At 63.1% G+C, this 16,640-nt stretch carries 14 protein-coding genes; 9 read left to right on the forward strand and 5 right to left on the reverse strand.

Annotated elements, in window-relative coordinates:
• Positions 1-112: 112 nt before the first annotated feature.
• Positions 113-703, forward strand: a complete 591-nt coding sequence (locus ACQY7R_RS21475; RefSeq protein ID WP_428307602.1) for a hypothetical protein — start codon at positions 113-115, stop codon at positions 701-703.
• Between the two features lie 27 nt (positions 704-730).
• Here ACQY7R_RS21475 and floA read toward each other — a convergent pair whose 3' ends face one another.
• The gene (floA, locus tag ACQY7R_RS21480) at positions 731-1,681 is read right to left on the reverse strand and encodes a flotillin-like protein FloA (protein WP_428308912.1); all 951 of its coding nucleotides are present in this window, start codon (positions 1,679-1,681) and stop codon (positions 731-733) included.
• 318 nt (positions 1,682-1,999) lie between these two features.
• Here floA and ACQY7R_RS21485 point away from each other — a divergent pair, with 318 nt between their 5' ends.
• Together ACQY7R_RS21485 and ACQY7R_RS21490 are read left to right on the forward strand one after the other, a co-directional pair.
• On the forward strand, positions 2,000-2,587 hold the full coding sequence (locus ACQY7R_RS21485; protein ID WP_428307603.1) for a YceI family protein: 588 nt from the start codon (positions 2,000-2,002) through the stop codon (positions 2,585-2,587).
• Between the two features lie 173 nt (positions 2,588-2,760).
• Positions 2,761-3,711, forward strand: a complete 951-nt coding sequence (locus ACQY7R_RS21490) for a hypothetical protein (protein WP_428307604.1) — start codon at positions 2,761-2,763, stop codon at positions 3,709-3,711.
• A gap of 72 nt (positions 3,712-3,783) precedes the next feature.
• Here ACQY7R_RS21490 and mnmA read toward each other — a convergent pair whose 3' ends face one another.
• Complete coding sequence (gene mnmA / locus ACQY7R_RS21495; RefSeq protein WP_428307605.1) at positions 3,784-4,992, reverse strand: tRNA 2-thiouridine(34) synthase MnmA; 1,209 nt, start codon at positions 4,990-4,992, stop codon at positions 3,784-3,786.
• A gap of 171 nt (positions 4,993-5,163) precedes the next feature.
• Between mnmA and prfB the strand changes: the two genes are divergently transcribed.
• Both prfB and ACQY7R_RS21505 read left to right on the forward strand, forming a co-directional pair.
• A protein-coding gene (gene prfB / locus ACQY7R_RS21500; protein ID WP_428308913.1) for a peptide chain release factor 2 occupies positions 5,164-6,280 on the forward strand; the annotation gives its coding sequence in 2 pieces (ribosomal slippage) (positions 5,164-5,232 and positions 5,234-6,280; 1,116 coding nt in all).
• A gap of 123 nt (positions 6,281-6,403) precedes the next feature.
• On the forward strand, positions 6,404-6,967 hold the full coding sequence (locus tag ACQY7R_RS21505; protein WP_428307606.1) for a hypothetical protein: 564 nt from the start codon (positions 6,404-6,406) through the stop codon (positions 6,965-6,967).
• Positions 6,968-6,973: 6 nt separating this feature from the next.
• On the opposite strand, the gene ACQY7R_RS21510 is transcribed toward ACQY7R_RS21505, so the two are convergent.
• Positions 6,974-7,765 (reverse strand): 3-keto-disaccharide hydrolase, encoded by a 792-nt coding sequence (locus ACQY7R_RS21510; protein WP_428307607.1) that lies wholly within the window; start codon positions 7,763-7,765, stop codon positions 6,974-6,976.
• 210 nt (positions 7,766-7,975) lie between these two features.
• Between ACQY7R_RS21510 and ACQY7R_RS21515 the strand changes: the two genes are divergently transcribed.
• The 3 genes from ACQY7R_RS21515 to ACQY7R_RS21525 all read left to right on the forward strand — a co-directional run bounded on the left by ACQY7R_RS21515 (position 7,976) and on the right by ACQY7R_RS21525 (position 11,361).
• Positions 7,976-8,605: a hypothetical protein gene (locus ACQY7R_RS21515; RefSeq protein WP_428307608.1), complete on the forward strand. Its 630-nt coding sequence runs from the start codon at positions 7,976-7,978 to the stop codon at positions 8,603-8,605.
• Positions 8,606-8,720: 115 nt separating this feature from the next.
• Positions 8,721-9,956 carry a hypothetical protein gene (locus ACQY7R_RS21520; protein ID WP_428307609.1) on the forward strand — a complete coding sequence of 412 codons (1,236 nt, stop codon included), beginning with the start codon at positions 8,721-8,723 and terminating at the stop codon, positions 9,954-9,956.
• Positions 9,957-10,386: 430 nt separating this feature from the next.
• A complete protein-coding gene (locus tag ACQY7R_RS21525) occupies positions 10,387-11,361 on the forward strand; it encodes a DUF1559 domain-containing protein (RefSeq protein WP_428307610.1) in 975 nt (324 codons plus the stop codon).
• Positions 11,362-11,505: 144 nt separating this feature from the next.
• Here ACQY7R_RS21525 and fusA read toward each other — a convergent pair whose 3' ends face one another.
• Positions 11,506-13,602, reverse strand: a complete 2,097-nt coding sequence (fusA, locus tag ACQY7R_RS21530; protein ID WP_428307611.1) for an elongation factor G — start codon at positions 13,600-13,602, stop codon at positions 11,506-11,508.
• Between the two features lie 409 nt (positions 13,603-14,011).
• On the opposite strand from fusA, the gene ACQY7R_RS21535 reads away from it, so the two are divergent.
• The gene (locus ACQY7R_RS21535; protein WP_428307612.1) at positions 14,012-14,944 is read left to right on the forward strand and encodes a CAAX prenyl protease-related protein; all 933 of its coding nucleotides are present in this window, start codon (positions 14,012-14,014) and stop codon (positions 14,942-14,944) included.
• Between the two features lie 91 nt (positions 14,945-15,035).
• Here ACQY7R_RS21535 and ACQY7R_RS21540 read toward each other — a convergent pair whose 3' ends face one another.
• Positions 15,036-16,613 carry a tetratricopeptide repeat protein gene (locus ACQY7R_RS21540; RefSeq protein ID WP_428307613.1) on the reverse strand — a complete coding sequence of 526 codons (1,578 nt, stop codon included), beginning with the start codon at positions 16,611-16,613 and terminating at the stop codon, positions 15,036-15,038.
• Between the last annotated feature and the right edge of the window lie 27 nt (positions 16,614-16,640).

Here is a 16,640-nt window from a genome sequence, read left to right on the forward strand (position 1 = left end):
TCCGCCGGGTCGATTCGACTAGCACGACGTTCGAGCGAAGAGATCGATGCCCACCTGGAGTTCCAGTGAGGTGCGCGTGTCGATCAGGCCCGCGTGATTAGGAACTGAAGCGATGGATTCGGCTAGTTATCGCGTGGGCTCGGTAATCGCTCGTTGGAGTCGGCGTGCCAAAGGTTTGGCGCTCTTGCTGGCCGTGACGCTGCCGTTCGTCGGTTGCGAACGTCCCGCCCAGAAGCTTCCTTCTGTCCCCGTGTTGCCCCCCAGCAATACCTCCGAGGGGAAGCTCGCGCGCATCATGCAGCGGTTTGACGATGCGATTGAGTCGGCCGAAGCGGCTGGCGGCTCCGGCGTTATCTCTGAACGTCGCGCGTATTCGAAGCTGAATCAGCCCGAAGATGGTTCGGAGCCGCGAGAAGCGACCATCTTTATCGAGACGAAGCGCGCCCTCGCTCCTGTGGCGCTGAACGCCGCGGCGAAAAGAAAGATCGAAGAAGCTGCGAAGGCGGCCAATGAAGAACTGCCGGAAGGCGCCGTGAAGCCGTTCACGATGTCGGACACGCAGCAGATCGAAACTGCGGAGTTCCCAATGGTCTATGAAGGCGGGAAGTGGAAGCTCGTGAAAGAGATTCCACGGACGCCAGACGAACCGATGAGCATCGAGAAGATTCTCTTCGACTACGCGCTGCGCGCCAACGGCGAGTAGCGCGATGCGAACGACCGCGGCGCGGCGTTAGTGCGAGCCATTCGCCCCGCTTCGCTCCAGATTGCCTTGGCGGAAAGCGTCGGACATCGCCAGCGGGACTTCGGCTTGGGCGAGCAGCACGCCGGCGCGATTGGCCGCGACTTGGGCCTTCATTTCCTGCTCTAGGGCAATTGCGTTGGCCCGCCGTTGTTCGGCGAACGCCTGTGCCATGCGGGTGTCGGCCTCGGCCTGATCGGCTTGCAGCCGAGCGCCGATGTTCTCGCCGACGTCGATGTCGGCAATATCGATCGACACGATCTCGAACGCCGTGTGAGCATCGAGGCCGCGTTGCAGCACAGCCTTCGAGATGCGGTCGGGGTTTTCCATCACTTCCAGGTGCGTCGCCGCCGAGCCGATCGACGTAATGATGCCTTCGCCGACGCGGGCGATGATCGTGTCTTCCGTCGCTCCGCCGATCAGCTGGGCGAGGTTCGTCCGCACGGTGACGCGGGCGCGAATCTTCAGCTCGACGCCGTTGCGAGCGACGGCGCTGAGCGTCGTGCGCGGCGACTTGGCGGGATCGGGGCAGTCGATCACCTTTGGGTAGACGCTCGTCCGTACCGCGTCGAGGACGTCGCGGCCGGCGAGGTCGATCGCCGCGGCACGGTCGAAGTCGAGATCGATGTCGGCCCGCTGGGCGGCGATGATCGCGTTGATGACCCGCGGCACGTCGCCGCCGGCGAGGTAGTGGGCTTCAAGACGCTTGGTGGTGATGCCCGTTTCAGGATCGGTGCCGACGCCGGCTTGCATCGCCATGATCTTGGCATCGACGATCGTGCTCGCATTCACTTGCCGCAGCTTCATGCCGATCAATTCGAAGAAGCTGACCCGCGCGTTCGAGGTGTACGCGCGGAGCCACAGGCCGCCGAAGTTCAGGATGACCGCCATGAACACCAGCAGCATGATGACGCCGAGGATGATGGCGCCGATCAGCCCCATTTGCGTAGGATCGAGGTCCGCAAGCGTGAAAGGTGCAAAAGTCATAGTCGACTGCATCGCGTTACTGGACTGTGGAAGTGTGAAACCTCGCCGCCATCATAGGCGATTCGCCGAGCGGTGAGAACACTTGCCGGTTCATTCGCAATTCTCTTAAGCCCTCACACGGCATGGACTTGCCGATGGCTCCGGTTCTTGAGATTTGGAGTTTCGGAAGCTTTTAGTGCCAGTGCGGAAGTTTCCATTCCTCGGCAGGCGCCTAGAATGACGGCGTCTGCCCCCGCGGCAGCCTATCACGCTGAACCAGTAGGAGAGTTTTTAATGTCCCGCACCGCCAAGCTTGCCCTCGCCCTTGTGTTGGCAATTGGTTCCCTCCAAAGCCCCCTCCATGCCGACGAGTACACCGTCGATCCCTCGCACACCTCGGTCATCTTCGGCATTAGCCATCTCGGCTACAGCTTCACCTACGGCCGCTTCAACAAGGTGAGCGGCGCGTTCACGCTCGATCCCGCGAAGCCGGACGCCGCATCGTTCACCCTCGCCATCGACGCCGGCAGCATCGATACCAACGATGCGAAGCGCGACGACCACCTGCGCGGTCCCGACTTCTTGAACACGGGCGAGTTCCCGGTCATCAGCTTCAAGAGCAACAAGGTCGTCGTCGAAAAGAAGGACGATGCGACGATCTACGTCGTCAGCGGCGACCTCACGATGCACGGCGTCACGAAGCCGGTGACGCTCAACCTGCAAAAGCTCGGCGAAGGCCCTGGCCCGACCGGCCAAGGTTTTCACACTGGCTTCAACTGCCAGACAAAGCTCAATCGCAGTGAATGGGGCATGACGAAGATGGTTCCGCACATCGGCGACGAAGTGGCCGTCACGATCAGCCTCGAAGGCTCGCGCAAGTAGGCGGTCGTCGAGACAGATAAAAGCCACCGGCTTTGCCGGTGGACGCAGTTGTAGCTCGGCCTGCCTAGCACGTCGTCCACCGGCAGAGCCGGTGGCTTGTATGGAGTGTTTGCACGTCGTCGGTCAGATCGCCAGATCTGGCCGACGGCTTTCTTTGAATTGATTGGGTCGAAATGCCCGGGTTGAAAGAGTTTTTGCTCGGCGGCATCGTGCCGATGATCGCCGCATTGGCGGCGTTTGCGCTGGCGTGGGTCGCCGCGCGCCGGGCGTCGGTGGCTTGGCCGGTGGGCGTGATCGTCGGCTACGTTGGCGGGACGGTTGCGCTCGAAGCGGGGACTATCGGCATCGCAGCGGCGCTGAAGAAACTTGGTTCGCCGCACGACGCGCATGAGTGGACCTGGATGCTGGCGATCGCGGCGGCCATACCCGCCATCGTTGCTTCCTTTCTCGGCGAACGCCGCGGCTGGCGCTGGCTCTTGATCGTGCCGCTCGTGGCCGGCGTGCCGCTGTGGTTGATGTGGCGGAGCAAGTATCTGCCGAGCGCTGCGGACCGTGCGACCGGATTTATGACCGAGGCGTGGAGCGTCGGCGAAGCGATCGTGATCCTAGGCGCCGTGGCCGCAGCAATGCTGTTAGTCTGGCGATTGTGGGAAGCGAACGAACCAAGCGATCAGCCGCGCACCCGCGGGTTTCTCGTCGCCGTGGCTCTTTCCTGCGCGGCTGCCGTGGCAGGGATGAGCGGGTCGTTTGTCTACGCCTACGTGATCGGCATTGTCGCTGCCGCGGTCGGCGGCTGTTTCTTTGCCGCGCTCGCTTGTCGCGCGAACGCGGGGCCGGAGTATGCCGCTGGCCCGATCGTTCTTCTCTCCGGATCGCTGTTGATGCTTGCTACGTTGATCTCGAAGGTTGAGCCGCTGCATGCGGCTGGGCTGTGGATCGCGATTGGTTTCGCGTCGACGCGGCTGCCTCGCAAGCCGGCGAGCGAACGCGGCCGGATCGCGCTGCGGTGCGTGCTCTGCTTGTTGCCGCTCATCGCCGTGGCGGGGCATGCGGGGTACAAGCTTGCAGAGAGCCAGCGACAACTGCAGAAAGAAGCGGAGTCGAATCCGTATATGAACTTGTGAGTTCGTGCGGAATAACCCTCGGCAAGCTTGCCGAGGGCTAGCAGTGTGAGCGATCTTGCCGTTCACTTCTGCTCACTCAATCCACCCGCCGCCGAGCACGCGCTCGCCGTCGTAGCAGACGACCGCTTGCCCCGGCGCGACGCCGAATTGCGGTTCGTCGAAGCGGACGCTCAGTCGGCCATCATCGAGCAGCACCATGTCGCCCCACGCCGGCGCGGCGTTGTAGCGAATCTGCACCAAGCCTCGCGATGGCACGCTGCCCGCCTCGACGAGCCAGTTGCAATCCTTCGCGGTCAGTTCGCTGCGGCCGAGTTCAGTTCGATCGCCGAGCACGACGCGCCGCGTCTCGCGTTCAATCCGCACGACGAATTTCGGTTCGCCGAGCGCGATGCCGAGGCCCTTCCGCTGGCCGACCGTAAACCCTTCGATGCCGTCGTGCTGGCCGACGACTTCGCCCGAGGTGAGCACGAACTCCCCCCCCTGCTCTGCCGCGTCGGCGACGCCGCGACGAGCCTGGCGGTCTTTGATGAACTCGTGGTAGTGGCCCTGCGTGACGAAGCAGATTTCTTGACTGTCTTTCTTCGTCGCGACGTTGAGGCCGATCGTGCCGGCGAGGCGGCGGATCTCTGGCTTCGCGAACTCGCCGACCGGCAGCAGCATTCGATCGAGATGGCGGCGCTCGATGCCGAACAGCACGTATGACTGGTCCTTCGAATCGTCGATGCCGCGAAGGAGCGTCGCCTCGCCGGCGGCGCTCCGACCCATGCGGGCGTAGTGGCCCGTGGCGACGAACTCGGCGTTGACGCTGTCGGCGTAGTCGAACAGCTTGCCGAACTTGATCCAGTTGTTGCACTGGACGCAGGGGTTCGGCGTGCGACCGGCGGCGTACTCGTCGACGAAGTAGTCGATGATGCGGCTGAACTCGGCGTCGAGGTTCAGCGCATAGAACGGAATCGCGAGGCGATCGGCGACGCGGCGAGCGTCCTCGGCGTCGGAGGCGGTGCAGCAGCCTTGCTTGTGATCGAGTCGATTGATGATCGGCAGCGCTGCGAGCCGGGGCGTCTCGCCCCCGGAGTTTTGTCTTGGATTCTTTGAATTCGCAGAATGCGCCGGGGTCGGGACGACCCGGCTCGCTGTGGGTTCATCGATCGCACACGCCACCGGCGAGGCTTGCCCGTGGCGCATGAAGACGCCGATCACCTCGTGCCCCTGCTCCAGCAGCAGATGGGCCGCGACGCTTGAATCGACTCCTCCCGACATTGCCAGAACCACGCGTGCCATACACCAAGTCTAGGCCCCCTCGTGCCCTACGTCGACGTGCCGTAGAATAGTGGGCTGTCGGCTCTCAGCTTTCGGCTATCGGCCAGAAACGCGGTGGCCCGCAACACTCTCCCCTCTGGCCGACGGCTGACAGCCGAGAGCCGACAGCCCTCTCGAGGTCTCGCAACAATGTTGGACAGCCAGTGGTACGACCGCGCCGAAGCGATCCGCCAGACGATTGTCCAGCTGCGGGACTCTCTTTGACTGTGCGACGAAGCATTCACGCATCGTTGAGATCGACGGCGAGATGGCCTCGCCCGACTTCTGGGACAACCAGGAGAAGGCCCAGGAGCGGGTCGCCGAACGCAAGGGCCTCATCGGCATCGTGAAGCCGCTCGACGAGGCGCTCAAGTCGAGCGACGACCTCGCCGCGATGATCGAAATGGCCGAGGAGGACGAGTCGTTCGCCGCCGAGGTGCCGCCCGAGGTTGAGCGGATCGAGACGCTGCTCGAAGATCTCAAGCTGAAGGCGCTCCTCAACGGCCGCTACGACGCCGCTGGCGCCATCCTGACGATCAACGCCCGCGACGGCGGCACCGACGCCAACGATTGGGCCGAGATGCTGCTCCGCATGTACCTCATGTGGGCCGAAAAGAACGACTACACTGTCGAACTAATCGATCGCCACGACAACGAAGAGGCGGGCATCAATCATGCCTCGGTCGCCATCCGCGGGCCGATGGCGTACGGCTACCTCAGGGGCGAGACGGGCATGCACCGCCTCGTGCGGATCAGCCCGTTCAACAGCGAAGGCAAGCGGCAGACGAGCTTCGCCGCGGTGGACGTTTCGCCGGAAATCTCCGACGCGGTCGAGATCGAGATCGACCCGAACGACATCCGCGAAGATACGTTCCGCGCGAGCGGCGCCGGCGGTCAGCACGTTAACAAAACTTCCAGCGCGATCCGCCTGACTCACTTCCCGACCGGCATCGTCGTGCAGTGCCAGAGCGAGCGTTCGCAGCACAAGAATCGCGCGACCGCGTGGAAGATGTTGCGAGCCCGCATGGCGCGGATGGAAGAAGAGAAGCGCGAAGCGGCCGAAGCGGCGAAGTACCAGCAACAGGCGAAGACCGGCTTCGGCTCGCAGATTCGCAACTACTTCCTGCATCCCGATCAGCGAGTGAAGGATGCCCGCACGAAGTACGGGCAAGGGAACTTCCATGCGGTGATGGATGGTGATATCCAGGGCTTCCTCGACGCGGTGCTCCGCTGGCGCGCGGGACAGCCGGTGGAAGAGGATGACGATTGATCGTTGAGCTTCTTCAATACGGATCTCTCGCAGAGGCGCGAAGGCGCAGAGTGAAGACGAGAGAAGTCAGTAGCTATACCCTCTGCGCCTCCGCGCCTCTGCGAGAGACTTCTTAACTGACCAATGGAAGAGAAGCCGCCCATCGCTCAGATCGAATCGCTCGCCGTCGGCGGGCGTCGGTTGCGGGTGGAGTTTCTGCAGTTGGGCGATCGTGTCGGGCATCGTGTGGTGGCCGTGAATGTCGGCGGAAGCGAGGCGGTGCTGCTTCGCTCGCAAGAACTAGTCGGCGGCGAAGAATCGCCGGAGTCGCCCGCGCTGCAGTCGGTGCATGTGCAACCGCTGGCCGATCGCGAAGGGCATTTAGCCGCGCTCGTCGGTATGTCGGGGGCGAACCATTGGTCGCTGATCGTTGAGCCCGATGCCGAGGCGAAGGCGCCGCGATTGATTTTCGACGCAGCGTGTCGGATCAAGCGCGCGGGGCTCGCGCGGATGGTGAGCCGGTACGCGCGGACCGCTGAAGCGGTGCGCGTCGAGCGATTTCGGTTTGAGCTACTGCCGCTCAGCGATCAATCGGTGGCGCCGCGGATGGAAGAGAGCGACGCTGAGATCGCGATCGTCCGCGAGATCACGCCCGGCGACGTAGCGCCAACGACCGTGCGTTGGCGCTACGCCATCGAGCTGCTTTGATGACGACTAGCTCGCCTTCTTCACTGGCGTTTCCTTGTCGCCGTTGCGGATGAACGGCTCTTTGACTTGCTTCCCTTCCGCCGGCTTCGTTTCGCGGATCCAAATGTTGCGGAACCGGACCGGGTTGCCGTGGTCTTGCAGGCGGATCGGCTGCTTGACGTCGTGCTTCACGTACTTCGGCGGTTCGTTGAACGGCGTGTTGCCGAGCAGTTGGAAGTGGTTCTGCGCGACGACGCCGTTGTGCAGCACCGTGATGTACGCCGGCGATTCAAGCGAGCCATCGTCCTTGAACCGCGGGGCGGTCCAGATGACGTCGTACGTATTCCAGTCGCCGGGGGCCTTCATGGCGTTGGCCATCGGCGGCGTTTGCTTGTAGATCGCCGCGGCTTGGCCGTCGAAATAGGTCTTCGCTTTATACGAGTCGAGCACCTGCAGTTCGTACGGGCCGAAGAAGACGCCGCTGTTGCCGCGGCCTTGGCTCTCGCCGACCGGCGGCGTCGGCGCCGACCATTCGATGTGCAACTGACTGTCGCCGAACGCTTGCTTCGACTCGATCATCTGCTTGCCGACGACCATGGCGCCATCTTGGACCTTCCACGTCTCGGCGCCTTTCCAGGCGGAGAGGTCTTTGCCGTCGAAAAGGATCACGGCGTCGGAGGGAGCTTCGCCGCACTTTTCGCCGGGGGTGACGACGGGCGGTTCCTGCCACTCGATGCCGTTAAGGTATTCCTGGGCGGGGGCGGCCGACGCGGCGAGCGACAGCAGCAAGGCAAGGGTGGCGGATGCACGCTTCGACATGACGATTCCTCGTGGATTCGGTGGGTGACGAGTGCCTGGGTGGCTGGGGACTGATTATGGATTGCGGCTGCGGTGGGGGCAATGAAGGGCGATTGCTCGCTTGAATGGCGGTCGGCTTTCGGGGAGAATCACGGGACCGCGGCATGGCGACGGCCGCGGACGCTTTTCTGCAGTCGCCTCGGCGGTCACCAGTTCTTGCGGAGCGAACGGATGGCGACGTTCACTGAATCTGTCGAAGCGCTTAAGCATCAGTACACCGACAAGTATGTCGTCGTCGACCCGGGGCGCCCCGAGCTGGCGCGGTTCCAACATTACGTCGGGCAGGTCAAGACGGTGAACATGAGTGGCCGAGCGCTCGTCGAGTTCCTCGACTACCACCTCAATATCGGGTGGTTCGACATCGACTTGAGCGCGCTGACGGTGGTCGACAAGCCGACGGCCGAGTCGAAGGCTCAGGCCGAAACGAAGCGGGCCGCCGCAGCGCCGGCCGCGAAGGCAGCCGTCGCCGATGCGGGCGGGAAGAAGCTATCGCCGCTAGAGATGGCGCGGCAGCAAGGCGCCCAGAAGCCTGCGGGGGCTGCCCCGGCTGCGAAGCCGGCGGGCGGCGCGAAGGCGTCGGTGGCCGACATCCTCGCTGCGGCCCGCGCGGGAGCGAAACCTGCCGGTGCTGCGGCTCCGGCCGAAGCGGCGGCCCCTGCCCCGGCCAAGGCAGCTGCTCCGAAACCTGCCGCGGCGCCAGCACCGGCGGCCGGCGGGATTGTGCGGATCGACAAGTCGGGCATGAGCGTTGATGAGATGATGGCATACTGCCGTGAGCATGACGCCGGGCGTGCGGGGTGACGTTTCGCTAATCGCAGGGCGGCAATGTTTCGGCTGCCTGAGCGAACTCTTTCTGAGTGCTTTTTGTGAACTGCTCCGGCGGGTCGTTGACCCGCGGCTACTTTGAGGATCTTCCATGCGTGCGTTCGTTGTTGGGCTGATTGCGTGCGGTTTGATGGTCGCGAGCGCTGGCGTATCGCGGGCGATTGAAGTTTCTTCGTTCGAGCCGCTGCTGCGAGACGGGAAGTGGGCCGAGGCGGAGAAGCAACTCGCGGGGGCCGTCGCCGCCGATGCGAAGGATGACGACGCTCGATTTGCACTGGGCACGGTGCAGGCACTGCGGGCGTTCGAGGGACTTCTGCAGGGGCTGTACCGTTATGGGCTCGATCCCGAGTGGACGACCAACTTGCCGTTCGTGCGGTTGCCGATTCCGCCGAATCCGAAGCCGACGCCGCTGACGAACGCCGACTTCCGCAAGCTCATTAGTGACTTCTCCGCTGGCCTGGCGAAGGCCGAGAAGACGCTGGCGCCAATCAAGTCGGCCGACGTGAAGCTGCCGCTCGCGATTGGTTCGTACCGCATCGACTTCAACGCCGACGGTAAGGCGGATGAATCGGAATCGTTCTGGGGAATCTTCGCCGAGGTCACTGGCGCGCCGGCTGCCGAGGAAGACGCCAAGGGCTTCGTCATCGCATTCGATGCGGGCGACGTCCATTGGCTCCGCGGCTACTGCCACGTGCTGCAGGCGTTTTGCGATTTCTTCCTCGCGCATGATTCGCAGAAGCTGCACGACTACACGGCGCCGTTCTTCTTTCCGACGGCTAAGACTCCTTTCCCGGCGCTTCCGCGAGAGTCTGAATCTCGCGGCGGTTTTGACTTCAGTAGCATTCTCGATGGCGTCGCGTTCGTTCATCTGATCCAACTGCCGGTGATCGAACCGGAGCGGCTGAAGTCGTCGCATGCTCACTTGCTCGAAATGATCGCACAAAGCCGGTTGATGTGGACGGCGATCAAAGCGGAAACCGACGATGACCGCGAATGGATCCCAAGCCCCAAGCAACAGAACGCCGCCCTACCCGGCGTCGCCGTTTCGCCCGACATGATCGGCGGCTGGCACACCGTGCTTGACGAATGCGAAGCGATCCTTGAGGGGAAAAAGCTCATCCCGTTCTGGCGCCCCGCCAACGGCCGGGGCGTCAATCTGAAGCAGGTGTTCCTTAAGCCGCAGGAATTCGATTTGGTCCTGTGGGTCCAAGGGAGCGCGGCGATTCCGTATCTGGAAGCCGGCCCGATCACCAGCGCCGAAATGTGGCGCGAGGTGCAGCAAGTCTTCGGCGGGCAGCTGGGGCTGTTTGCGGTCTGGTTTAACTAACTCAAGTCTCGACTCTTACGGCGACTGCCGTTCATCGCGACGCGGTTCGATATGCTGTCGTGTCGTGTCGCTTTTTTCATTTTAGGCGACAGTAAGGCGACTGAATTGCTGCTAAGTCGTTGGGCGGCGGTCGGTTGCGAGCGTCGTGTGTTGTCGTGCGACCGTCGTTGACCGGACAGCTAATCTGGGATTGCGTCAGGCCGGAAGGGTGCGCTGAGTTCAACGAAACCCAGCTGAGTTGAACGTCGCTGCGCCGAACGACGCGCACGAAACCTCTGCGCCAGACCTCAGCCTAGCGACTTCAGTGGCCGATTTCAGCAAGAAAGTTTACGGATTTGTGCTCCGCCGCCCGCGGCCGTAAAGTGGATCTTGACGGCTTGTGATGCGCGAGCCCCCGGTTTGAAGGAGCAGGGGCCAATGGGGGCAATTGATGAAGTTTCGGTTAGGCACGATCGCGTACGTGTTCGCGCTGCTTGCGGCGGGGATGGCGACGTTTGGCGCGTGGGGGATTGCTCGCGCCGTGGGCGTGATGTGGTTCTGGCTATGGACTAGCGACGGGAGGCCTCGACGTCGGCCGATGCTATGGGGCCTCGGGGCGGCCTGCATTGTGGGAGCGACTCAACTGCTGTTGCCGACGGCGACGCCTGCCGCCTACCGCGCCGTGCAACGACAACTTTGCCTCGTGAATCTCAAGTTCTGGGCGGCTGGTATACGCGAGTACGCATCGGCCAACGGGACTTTGCCGCCCGTCACGCTGCGCGACCCCGCGGGGAAGCCTCTTCATAGTTGGCGCACGCTAGTCTTGCCCTATCTGGACTTGAAGGGATTGTACGGCAAGTTTGATTTGCGGTTGCCATGGGACGATTCGGCCAACGCGGCAGCCGCGCAGACTCTGCTTGAATTCCAGCAATGTCCGGCCGATCATCAGCACGGGCCGGCGACGAGTTACTTTGCCGTCGTTGGGCCAAGGACGGCGTGGCCGGCGGATGGGAAGCGTAAGATCGATGAAATTACCGATGGGGCTTCCAACACGATTCTCCTGATGGAAGCGCCGGGGCGAAGCGTCGATTGGGCCGAACCTCGCGATCTGTCATTTGACGAAGCGGTCGACGTCCTCACGGGCCAGGGCCCGCGTACGGGCAGCCATGACGTTGACGTCTACAATCTCATCTTCGTGGTCTACGCGGACGGCCGGCTCGGATCATTGTCGGCGCCGCTGTCCAGGGAATTAGCGACCGCGCTGCTGACCATCGACGGGGGCGAAGCAATAGATAAGGCGGAGCTTGTGAAGGCAGAGCCGCGGAAGTTGAGTGTGGAGTTTTTGTGGGGATTGTCCGCGTTTGTTGCGTTGGCGCTGTGGCCGGGCGTTTACGTTTGGCGGGGCGTGAGAACGCCACCGGTTTGAAGAACCGGGGGCTAAGGGGGCTCTAAGAAGCGCATAAAGAAAGCCGCGGGGATGAACCCCGCGGCTCGCTTTTCGTTGGATGTGCATCGCCGTTGGTGGAGCGTCTTTGAAGTTTCGCTCCGGCGGGTCGTTGACCCGCGGCTACTAGGCAGGCTGCAGTTCGGCTTTGCGTTCGGCGATGATGTCTTGCTGCAGGTTGCCCGGCACGGGGGCGTACTTGCAGAGTTCCATCGTGAACGTCCCCTGCCCTTGGGTCATCGACCGCAGGTCGGTCGAGTAGCCGAAGGTTTGGGCCAGCGGAACCTCGGCGATGATTTTGCACATCTTGCCTTGGGTCTCGGTGCTGGTGACCATGCCGCGGCGGCTGCTGACGTTGCCGACGACGCTGCCTTGGAAGGAGTCGGGGCATTCGATTTCAACGAGCATGATCGGCTCGAGCAGAGCCGGCTTCATCTTGCCGAACTCTTCGCGGAGCAGTTCTTGCGCGGTGAGCATGAACGCCATGTCGGAGCTGTCGACGTCGTGGTACTTGCCGTCGTTCAGTTCGAACTTCAGGTTCACCACCGGGAAGCCGGCGAGCGGGCCCTTGACGAGCATGTTCCGCACGCCCTTTTCGATGGCGGGGATGAAGTTCTTCGGAATGCGACCGCCGACGACCTTGTCGAGGAACATGAATTCGGCGCCAGCTTCGGCGCGTTCTTCGTCGGTCATCGGACCCATCGTGCCCATGATACAGCCGTACTGACCCGAACCGCCCGTTTGCTTTTTGCGGGTGTGGTTGAAGTTGTAGGGGACCGTGGGGGCTTCGCGGTAGCTAACCTTGGGGGCGCCGACTTCGACTTCGACGCGGTATTCGCGGCGAATGCGTTCGACGTAAATTTCCAAGTGGAGCTCGCCCATGCCGGCGATGACCGTTTCGCTCGTTTCTTCGTCGGTGAAGACGTTGAACGTCGGGTCTTCCTTGCGGAAGCGCTGCAGGGCCTTGCCGAGGCGATCGATGCCTTCGCGAGTCAGCGGGTTGATCGACATCTTGATAACCGGTTCGGCGACGAACATGTTTTCGAGCGTCGCGTAGCCGGCTTCGGGGGCGTAGGTATCGCCCGAGGCGCAGTCGAGGCCCATGATGGCGACGATGTCGCCAGCTTCGCCCTGCTCGATGTCTTCGCGCTTGTCGCTATGCATCTTCACGATACGGCTGAAGCGATCGCGCTTGCCGGTGCGTTGGTTGATGTACATTTCGCCCTTCTTCGCCGTGCCTTGATAGACGCGGACGAAGGTGAGCTGGCCGAATTCGTCGTCCATGATCTTGAACGCCATGCCGACGAAGGGCTTGGTCGGATCGCTTTCGAGGGCGATTCGTTCGGTCGCTTCTTTCGGGTTGATCGCGGTGTACTTGCGATCGAGCGGGCTGGGCAGATAGCGCGTGACCGCGTCGATCAGCAACTGGACGCCCTTGTTCTTGTAGGCGGAGCCCAAGTAGACCGGGGTGAAACCCTGGTTGATCGTGGCGTCGCGGACGATCTTGTGGATCAGCTTCTCGGTGACTTCGCCTTCGCTGAGGAGGAGTTCCATCAGCTCGTCGCTGTACATCGAGAGGGCTTCGAGCATGTGGGTGCGCGCTTCGGCGGCTTCCTCGGCCTGGGCGGCCGGGATGGCTTCAACGCGGATTTTCTCGCCGTTCGAGCCGTCGAAGAAGTACGCCTTCATGGTGATCAGGTCGACGACGCCGTTGAATTCGTCTTCGCGACCGATCGGGATCTGCATCATCACGGCGTCGGCGCCGAGCTTCTCGCGGACTTGCTTGGTGACGCTTTCCGGATTGGCGCCGGTGCGGTCCATCTTGTTGATGAACGCGAGGCGCGGCACGTTGTAGCGCTTCATCTGGCGATCGACGGTCATCGACTGCGACTGGACGCCGCCGACGGAGCAGAGCACGAGGACGGCGCCGTCGAGGACGCGGAGCGAGCGCTCCACTTCGACGGTGAAGTCGACGTGGCCCGGGGTATCGATCAGGTTGATCGAGTGGCCTTCCCACTTCAGGCTGGTGGCGGCGGAGGTGATCGTGATGCCACGCTCCTTTTCCAGCTCCATGAAGTCCATGGTGGCGCCATCGCCGCCGCCGCGGACGTCTTCGATCTTATGGATACGTCCGGCATAGAACAGGATGCGCTCGCTGAGCGTCGTCTTGCCCGAGTCGATGTGAGCGGAGATGCCGATGTTGCGTACTTTGCGAAGGTCCATAGTCGAGGCGCCGGTGAAGGCAGTAAAGTAGAGTTGTCGGGTCGGTTCTCTCGACCGCGTGCGCAGTGCGACGCGGGTGGAACCGCTGTTGGTTGGTCCCGCGGCGGTGACAGGTCGCCGAGGGCACGAACGATCAAGAGCCGGGAGAGGCTCCAGATAGCTTCTCCCGTCCGAGGCGGGGACGATCCTACATTTTTACGGAGCGGGGGCGGAGCGACTAGTCCCTGCGGGGCGGTTTTTGCCGGTTTTCGGGGCTGGGTGCCGGGGTTGCCGCAGGTCGCGGGAAACGGCGTCAGATTAAGCCAACGGCGCACAATCGCAAAGATCGATTTTGACTACACTGGGCGTTGAGGCGGCCTGCGGAAAATGGGCCGCAGGGCTCTTATCTCGTTGCGGGAACACGATTTCCATGGAAGCACCGGTCAGCGACAACATCCCGGAATCGAAGCGGTGGCTGTTCGAGGGGGGCGCCCCGCCGCTGCCGCGCGGAGTCTGGGGCCGCTGGCCTGCCATTACCTTCGTGCTGCCGTTCGTGGTTTTCATGCTGATTGGCATGTTCGAGCCGGGGCCGCCGAAGAAATTCGAGCAGCCCAAGCCGGGCGAGACCGCCAAGCTGGGAAAAACGGGGGAGCCGATCGGCATCCCCGGCAGCGACGGTCGGCGACACGACGCCGATGGACACGTGATTGGCGACGACGTCGAGCTGGACAAAAAAGGCTACGTCCAGATGCCGTACACGTACTATCCCAGGGTTTACACCATCAAGATCATCGCGACCGTCGTGACGATGCTGCTGGTGTTGCCAGGGTATTTGAGCTTCCCGCTGAAGTTGAACTGGATCTCGATTCTGGTCGGCGCCGTTGGCGCCGTGCTGTGGATCGGGATCTGCAAGCTCCATCTGGAGCAAAAGCTGCTCGTGCCGATCGGCCTAGGCAGCGTGCTGGGGCTGGGCGAGCGGACTGCCTACAACCCGCTGGAGAAACTGCAGAGCGACCCGACGTGGGCTTACCAGTTCCTGGCGATCCGGCTGTTCGGGCTCGCGATCATTGTGCCGATCATCGAAGAGTTCTTCACCCGCGGCTTCTTGATCCGCTTCGTGATGGACGTCGACTGGTTCAAGATCCCCTTCGGTCGCGTCGACAAGCTGGGGCTGATCACCTCGGTGGCGTTCCCGATGCTGATGCACCCGGCCGAGCTATTCGCCGCGTTCGTCTGGTTCAGTCTGATCACGTGGCTGATGATCCGGACGAAGAACATTTGGGACTGCGTCGCCGCGCACGCCGTGACCAACGGCATGTTGGGAGCGTGGGTGATTTGGTCGGGCGATTGGTGGCTGATGTAGCGGGGGTGGTAATCGGTGATCGGGAAATGCCGACGGCGTTTTCGTCGCCCACCGATAACCGATCACGGATCCCTGATCATCACCCTCGCTACTAGCCTTCGACGAAGTCGGCTGTCTGCACGTCCGACACCGGTTCGGTGCGGAACGGTTGGCCCGCTTGGTACATCGCGCGGCGTTCTTCGTACGCCTCACGGGCTTGCGGCGGCGCGATCTGAATCGCTTGGTTGATCGTGGCGACCGCTTCGCGGTATTGGCCGGCGTTCGCCTGAGCGGCAGCCAGCGTGTCGAGTGCGGCGCACCGATCGCCGTAGCCGCATTCAAGCGCCTTGTTGGCGCCGGCGAGCGCCGCCTTCGCGTCGCGGATCGAATCGTCCGGGCAAGTGGCCAGCAACCATGCCCCGTTACGGTAGGCGTGCTCGAACTGCGGATCGAGGTCGATCGCCCGAGCATAATCTTTCAGGGCGTCGCTGTAGCGGCCGAGGTCGACGAGTAAATCGCCGCGGCTGCAAGAGACTTCGGCGGTGACGTCGGTTCCTGCCATCGCGCGGTCGAGGTTGACGAGGGCGTCTTCGAACCGGCCGGTCATGTGACACAGGCGGCCGTAGCCGACGAGGGCTTGCGTGAGTTGCGGCTCTAACCGCAGGGCAGACTCGTAGTCGGAGACGGCGCGTTCGACGTCGCCAGCCTGCAGGTACAGTGTGGCGCGATTCGAGTAGGCCTTGGCGAAGTTCGGATTGATCGTGATGCAGCGGCAGATGTCGTCGAACGCCTCGGCGAACTGGCCTGCTTGCGCGAGGCTGACGCCGCGATTGTGGTAGGCGCGCCAGCAGTTGGGATCGAACTCGAGCGCCGCGCGGAAGTCGGCGAGGGCGAGATCAAACTGACCTTGATCGGCGCGGGCCTGACCCCGGCGGTTGAGCGCCCAGGCGGAGAGCTCGTGGCCGAACTTGCGATTCTCAGGATTCGAGTTGCCTCGCATGGCCGCGGCGCAGTCGCGGATGATCTGCGAGTACTCGGCTTCGCTCTGAGCGGTGAGCGAAAGTTGGTAGGAACTCACGAGCAGCTGATCGGACGATTGAGCCGATTGCTGCGGAGCCCGCGGAGCGACGGTTGGCGCTGCTGGGGCGGCCTGCAGCGGACGCGACGGCAGGTCTTGATCGGTGACGGCGACGAAGTCGTCGGCGCTCGGCTGACGTTGTGGCTGTTGGCGCGTCGGCGAGCTCATGCCGCCGCGGCGATTCGATTGTCCGTTGAACGGCTGGCCGCGACGATGAGCAGCCGGCGTGACGGCGGCGTCGGCGAGCATCGTTTGTGACGCCGCCGCCCCTTCGGGAGTCATTGTAGGAGCGGCTGCCGGAGCAGCGACTGGCGCCAATGGAGCTTGGCGGCCGCTGTTGGCGACGACCGACAGGGTTCCCTGAGCTGATGGAGCGAGCTGAGCGGCAGGGGCCGGCGTCGCTACGACGGCGGGCTGGCTGTCGTCGGCGAAGATCACCAGATCACTGGCGCCGATCGGCTCGCCGGCCGGTTCTTGGAGTTCGACGCCTTCGTCGCTGACAAACGAGATGTTCGATTCGTCAGCGAAAGCGCCAGCGCCCGTGGCGACGACGCCCAGTGCTAGCAAAGCTCCGGCAACCCGGTTGAATCGAGTGGCGTTGTGAAATTCCATGTTCGGCCAGTCCGCGAAGAGTGCGAC

The sequence above is a fragment of the Lacipirellula sp. genome (assembly GCF_965279485.1).
Lineage (GTDB): Bacteria > Planctomycetota > Planctomycetia > Pirellulales > Lacipirellulaceae > Lacipirellula.

Excerpts from the sequence above, each read along its gene's own strand:
- ACQY7R_RS21525 (WP_428307610.1), top strand. The coding sequence starts at position 10,387 with ATGAAGTTTCGGTTAGGCACGATCGCGTACGTGTTCGCGCTGCTTGCG.
- ACQY7R_RS21515 (WP_428307608.1), top strand. The coding sequence starts at position 7,976 with ATGGCGACGTTCACTGAATCTGTCGAAGCGCTTAAGCATCAGTACACC.
- ACQY7R_RS21510 (WP_428307607.1), bottom strand. The coding sequence starts at position 7,765 with ATGTCGAAGCGTGCATCCGCCACCCTTGCCTTGCTGCTGTCGCTCGCC.
- ACQY7R_RS21505 (WP_428307606.1), top strand. The coding sequence starts at position 6,404 with ATGGAAGAGAAGCCGCCCATCGCTCAGATCGAATCGCTCGCCGTCGGC.
- ACQY7R_RS21490 (WP_428307604.1), top strand. The coding sequence starts at position 2,761 with ATGCCCGGGTTGAAAGAGTTTTTGCTCGGCGGCATCGTGCCGATGATC.
- ACQY7R_RS21520 (WP_428307609.1), top strand. The coding sequence starts at position 8,721 with ATGCGTGCGTTCGTTGTTGGGCTGATTGCGTGCGGTTTGATGGTCGCG.
- mnmA (WP_428307605.1), bottom strand. The coding sequence starts at position 4,992 with ATGGCACGCGTGGTTCTGGCAATGTCGGGAGGAGTCGATTCAAGCGTC.
- ACQY7R_RS21475 (WP_428307602.1), top strand. The coding sequence starts at position 113 with ATGGATTCGGCTAGTTATCGCGTGGGCTCGGTAATCGCTCGTTGGAGT.
- ACQY7R_RS21540 (WP_428307613.1), bottom strand. The coding sequence starts at position 16,613 with ATGGAATTTCACAACGCCACTCGATTCAACCGGGTTGCCGGAGCTTTG.
- ACQY7R_RS21535 (WP_428307612.1), top strand. The coding sequence starts at position 14,012 with ATGGAAGCACCGGTCAGCGACAACATCCCGGAATCGAAGCGGTGGCTG.
- fusA (WP_428307611.1), bottom strand. The coding sequence starts at position 13,602 with ATGGACCTTCGCAAAGTACGCAACATCGGCATCTCCGCTCACATCGAC.
- ACQY7R_RS21485 (WP_428307603.1), top strand. The coding sequence starts at position 2,000 with ATGTCCCGCACCGCCAAGCTTGCCCTCGCCCTTGTGTTGGCAATTGGT.
- floA (WP_428308912.1), bottom strand. The coding sequence starts at position 1,681 with ATGGGGCTGATCGGCGCCATCATCCTCGGCGTCATCATGCTGCTGGTG.